Origin of the sequence: Saprospira grandis DSM 2844, assembly GCF_000275825.1 — a bacterium.
Classification (GTDB): domain Bacteria; phylum Bacteroidota; class Bacteroidia; order Chitinophagales; family Saprospiraceae; genus Saprospira; species Saprospira grandis_A.
Genome location: NZ_JH719942.1, coordinates 1,423,368 through 1,428,474 on the forward strand (window position 1 = coordinate 1,423,368; position 5,107 = coordinate 1,428,474).

General features: G+C 45.2%; 4 protein-coding genes. 3 read left to right on the forward strand and 1 reads right to left on the reverse strand.

Annotated features, from left to right (window positions below):
* The first annotated feature begins 83 nt into the window (after positions 1 to 83).
* Positions 84 to 641 (forward strand): hypothetical protein, encoded by a 558-nt coding sequence (locus SAPGRDRAFT_RS06500; protein ID WP_002658146.1) that lies wholly within the window; start codon positions 84 to 86, stop codon positions 639 to 641.
* 339 nt (positions 642 to 980) lie between these two features.
* Here the strand turns inward: SAPGRDRAFT_RS06500 and SAPGRDRAFT_RS06510 are convergent, their stop codons facing one another.
* On the reverse strand, positions 981 to 2,201 hold the full coding sequence (locus tag SAPGRDRAFT_RS06510) for an MFS transporter (RefSeq protein WP_002658147.1): 1,221 nt from the start codon (positions 2,199 to 2,201) through the stop codon (positions 981 to 983).
* A 261-nt stretch (positions 2,202 to 2,462) separates the two neighbouring features.
* On the opposite strand from SAPGRDRAFT_RS06510, the gene rfbA reads away from it, so the two are divergent.
* Together rfbA and SAPGRDRAFT_RS06520 are read left to right on the forward strand one after the other, a co-directional pair.
* On the forward strand, positions 2,463 to 3,332 hold the full coding sequence (rfbA, locus tag SAPGRDRAFT_RS06515; protein ID WP_002658148.1) for a glucose-1-phosphate thymidylyltransferase RfbA: 870 nt from the start codon (positions 2,463 to 2,465) through the stop codon (positions 3,330 to 3,332).
* A gap of 137 nt (positions 3,333 to 3,469) precedes the next feature.
* Positions 3,470 to 4,792, forward strand: coding sequence for a citrate (Si)-synthase (locus SAPGRDRAFT_RS06520; protein WP_002658149.1), 1,323 nt, complete (start codon positions 3,470 to 3,472; stop codon positions 4,790 to 4,792).
* The last annotated feature ends 315 nt before the right edge of the window (positions 4,793 to 5,107 follow it).

Sequence of the window (5,107 nt, forward strand, 5' to 3'; positions counted from 1 at the left end):
TGATAGTACCCTCTCGCTTACTATCAAATTTCAGTTGAATAAAAACAAACGGGCAGTATGCGGCAAAAGCCACAGCTCTAAGCATGAATGTTAGTCAAAAAAAGGGGCCTGACTATGAAATCAAAGCTAGTTTTAATGCTCCGCTTATTGTGGAAGCTGATGGTACTGCTTATCACGAATTTTCTGCAGAGATTAGCTACAAAATAGCTGCGGATCAGAAAACTGAAAGTATAGCTGCAGAGGCTGGGGTTGAAATAGGGAGTAGTAAAACAAAAGGTTCCACACATAACATTGGGCGAACAGGCGCTGCAAACTTTGGTCTTGATGGCATACTTGGGGGCGACTATGCTCTTACAGATGAATATGCTACAGAAAAATCTACTACAAATTATAGTTCGGCAAATGTTGGTGTAAATACTTCTGTTTCTAGCACAAAGACAGATGGAATACAAAAAGGGTTTTTCAAACTTGTTAAAGGGACTTTACAAACGGTAAAGAAAGAAAATGGCGTAGAAGTACAATGGTTACTGCTTGATCCTATTGGCAACTTTGTGTATCCAAATGGAGGAATATCGGTTAAACAGGTCTTATCCAATAACGCCGATCAGTTGATTAAAGAAATTCCACTCCATAAAAAATAAAAATCAGCTATTCAAAGCCCCAAACAGAAGTTTGGGGCTTTGCTCTTTTTGGGCCAATCCCTCCAGCTTTTGTTTAATTTTAGATGCCGTTTAATCCATGAGGGTTTCAACCCTCATCCACATATCATTGCGAAGCAATACCACCTGGCTGTAGGTTTCAACCTACAGTTAAAAAGGGCCGAAGGCCCGCAGGCCCAGCGCTGCGCAGCCGTGGCCGCAGGCCAGACCAAGGAGCAAAGCGACGCAGGGCCGAGCAGACCTGCGAGCGGCGGAGCATAGCGGCGGCCGCCTTGGCTTTGCCAAGGCGGCCGCGGGCCCCAAAATAAAAGGAGAAAGAGATTATTCAGTTTCTTTTAGCGGGACAATCTTTCGGCCCAAGAAAATGGCCAAGAAAGTAAGGCCCACCGCTAGGTAGCCCAAATAATTATAATTGCCGATAGCCACGACATCGGTATTTTCTTGGGCAATTTCGACCACAATATTGCCACTAATGAGAGCGGCCATACCGGCGGCCAATTGTTGCATAGCGGTATTTAGGCTCATAAATCCGGCCCGGTACTTTCGTTCTACGCTAGAGACCACCATCGTAGTAGAGGGAATAATTCGGCCACTAATGAGGATAAAAAAGAGGGAGCTCGCCAAAAGGGCAAAAGGGATCCCATAATCGGGTAAATGCGTGATCAGCAGCAGGGGAAGGATGGATAAAATGGCAAAAGTGACAAAGATATTCTTATGTCCTTTTTTATCGGCTAGGCGGCCAATAGCGGGGCCAGTAAAGAGCGTGAGGAGTCCCCCACAGAGATAAATATAGACCAATTGAATCTCGCTAAAACCGATATTACCCACCATAAAAGGGCTGATATAGGGAATAATCATAAACTGTCCGAGGACCAACAAGAGCGTCATGCCCAAAGCACGGAGTTGGTTGGGACTGCTAAAGGTGCGTTGAATAATGCTGAGCGGAGGCGCTTTGGGTCCCTCCTCCTTGCTTTCTAAATTGGGGACAAAATACCAGAGGCCGATCAAAACGGGCAAAGAAGCCACGGCCAAAATCAGGAAAGGCCAGCGCCAGTTGCCCATACTGGCCATATAGATACCGAAAGGCACCCCAAAGGCAGCGGCAGCAGAAAAAGCGGCCATAACGACGCCCATAGCAGAGGCTCGTTTTTCTAGGCTAAAGACATCGCCGATAAGCGAAAGCACTAGGGCGTTGAGCAGGCCGCCAAAGAGGCCGGTTAGGATACGGGCGAGGACCAGTGTTTCGTAGCTATTGACAAGGCCACAGGCAAGAGTTCCCAGCCAAAAGCCCAGATAGGTCCATAAAAGCGCCTTTTTTCGGTCCAATCGGTCAATAAAAAAAGCACTAGCCAAAACGGTAGCGCCTGCACTAAAGGTATAAGAAGAAACGAGGACCCCAAACTCCTTAGCCGAGATATCGAGTACTCGCATAAGTTGTGGGCCAAGTGGCATAAGGACCATAAAGTCCATAATGTGCGTAAACTTTGCCCCGGCCAAACTAAAAAGTAAGAGTTTTTCGCTGGAGCTAAATTTTATTTTCATAATGTTGAGATTTGAATGCAGTAGGCAAAACAAAATAAGGCCCTAAAGGTTGCTTACTTTTTTTTGCTTTTGTTTTCGGAATGTCGCAAATATGGCTATTTTTAGGCGCAAACAAAGGTCCTTAACAGACTTTAGTAGGGCTTTAAAAGAAGCCTAAAATCTCTGGGGCTAGCTTAAAAAAGCTAGCTTTTTTTGGGATAAATATTGAATTATCTATATATTGACTTTTCTGCAAAAGTCAGAGAACAAAGCCATAAAATCATGAAAGGAATTATTCTAGCTGGTGGGCAAGGAACGCGTTTGTACCCATTGACATTAGCGGTAAGTAAGCAGCTCATGCCGGTTTATGATAAGCCTATGATTTACTATCCTTTATCGACCTTAATGTCGGCGGGGATTAGAGAAATTTTGATTATTTCTACGCCTCACGACCTGCCTAACTTCCAGAAGCTATTGGGTGATGGCAGTCAGATTGGCTGTAATTTTAGCTATATCGAACAGCCCGAGCCAGAGGGCATTGCCCAGGCCTTTATTTTGGCAGAGGACTTTATTGGGGGCGATTCGGTAGCCCTTATTTTGGGCGACAATATTTTTTATGGGGATCGTTTAGATGAGCAGCTTCAGGCGGCCACAAAAGTGGAGGGCGGTTTAGTCTTTGCCTATCCAGTTTCTGATCCGGAGCGTTATGGAGTAGTAGAATTTGATAAAGATCGCCAGGCGATTTCTATTGAGGAGAAGCCCGAGACGCCCAAATCTAATTATGCGGTACCTGGGATTTACTTCTATGACAATGATGTGATAGAAATTGCTCGGAACTTGGAGCCTTCTGCTAGAGGGGAGTTAGAGATTACTGATGTCAACTTGCACTACCTCAAGGCGGGCCGTTTGAAGGTAAGCCCTATGGGTAGAGGTATTGCTTGGTTGGATACGGGCACGCATGCCTCCTTGATGCAGGCAGGTCAATTTATTGAGGTCATTGAGCAACGTCAGGGCCTTAAAATTGGCTGTATAGAAGAAGTGGCCTATCAGATGGGCTTTATTGATGCGGAACAACTAGCCCAATTGGGCGAGAAATATAAAAAGAGTGGGTATGGCGAGTACTTGTTGCACCTACTCAAAATGGGACTGTAAACTTTGGGAGAAAGCCATTGGCCGAACAACATTTTTCATCTTATAGTTGTTGCTACATTGGTTCTATTCCCCATCCATATTATCACCAAAATTATCAAGCTCATTGCTGATAATGACATATTAAATATAAAATTCAAATGGACGCCTTAAAACAAAAATTTGCGGAAAAAGCCGCTGCGCTCTTTCAGGAAAACCGAGCAATGCTCAAAGAACATGGAGATAAGATTATCGATCAAGTTGCTATTCGCCAGTTATATGGTGGTATGCGCGGCATGAAAAGTATGATTTGGGAGACTTCTGAGCTAGATGCCTATGAAGGGATCCGCTTCCGGGGCTACTCGATCCGTGAGCTACGCAAGTTGTTGCCCAAGGCGCCCAACTGCAAGGAGCCTCTACCCGAGGGATTGTTCTGGCTCATGCTAGTCGGTGAAATTCCTAGCCAAGAGGAGGTAAACTGGCTAACAGCAGACTGGAAAAAGAGAGGAGCACTTCCTACTCGCACGACCAATATGCTAGACGCTATGCCTGCAGATACGCACCCAATGACTCAATTGAGCATGGGAATCCTCTCGCTACAAAACGATAGTGTTTTTGCCAAGCGCTATGAGGAAGGCATGCCCAAGAATGAATACTGGGATGCTTACTATGAAGATAGCATGAACCTAATTGCTAAGCTTCCTCGCTTAGCGGCTTATATCTACCGCCGTACGTTCCACAACAACGAGCATATTGCTGCCGATCCTAGCCTAGACTGGGGAGCCAACTTTGCTCATATGCTTGGTATTTCTGAGCATGATGACTTTAAGTCATTGATGCGTTTGTACCTCACTATTCATGCAGATCATGAAGGTGGAAATGCCTCTGCTCATAGCACGCATTTGGTGGGTTCTACGCTTAGCGATCCCTACTACTCTCTCTCTGGCGGTATGAACGCCCTGGCTGGCCCCCTTCACGGCTTGGCCAACCAAGAGGTGATCAAATGGATCTTGGAAATGGTAGAAGAACTAGGTACAGATACGCCTACCAACGAGCAAATTACAGAATATATCAACCAAACTTTGGAAGCAGGTAAGGTGATTCCTGGCTACGGTCATGCCGTTCTTCGCCAACCCGACCCTCGTTATATTGCTCAGCGCCACTTTGCCGAGGAGTACATCAAGGATGACGCTATTGTCAGCATCGTTTGGAAGCTCTTCACTATTGTTCCTCCTATCCTTCAGGATTTGGGCAAAGTGAAAAACCCTTGGCCCAATGTAGATGCTCACTCTGGTGCGCTTCTTATGCACTACGGCCTCAAAGAGTTTAGCTTCTACACCGTACTTTTTGGTGTGTCTCGCGCCATGGGTGTTTTGGCTGCCGGCGTTTGGTCGCGTGCCCTCGGTATGCCACTAGAGCGTCCTAAGTCAATGACTTCTAAAGCCATCAAAGAGTTTTTGAAGAAAAGCACTGTAGAAGGATAATTTCCTGCCTAACAGCATAAACTAAAGCCCATAGCAACAGCAGTTGTTATGGGCTTTTTTTATAATTCGGTCGTCAAAGACAAACTAAGGTTCTTCTTATCTATTTTGGGGCCTCCGCTGCGGCTGCGCCTTGCGGCGCTACGCTTTGGGGCTTTCTATTACCCACTTTTTAAAAAAGGATTAAATTTGTTCAAAAATAAGCTAAAATGATGACGATCTCAGCAGCTCCCAAAAAAATGAATAAGCAAACTAAAAACAATATATTAAAGCTTTATTCTATGTTAGAAGATAATCCTTCTACGCAAATTAAGAATT

Coding starts and splice junctions, on each gene's coding strand:
- SAPGRDRAFT_RS06500 (WP_002658146.1), top strand. CDS start 84: ATGAATGTTAGTCAAAAAAAGGGGCCTGACTATGAAATCAAAGCTAGT.
- SAPGRDRAFT_RS06510 (WP_002658147.1), bottom strand. CDS start 2,201: ATGAAAATAAAATTTAGCTCCAGCGAAAAACTCTTACTTTTTAGTTTG.
- rfbA (WP_002658148.1), top strand. CDS start 2,463: ATGAAAGGAATTATTCTAGCTGGTGGGCAAGGAACGCGTTTGTACCCA.
- SAPGRDRAFT_RS06520 (WP_002658149.1), top strand. CDS start 3,470: ATGGACGCCTTAAAACAAAAATTTGCGGAAAAAGCCGCTGCGCTCTTT.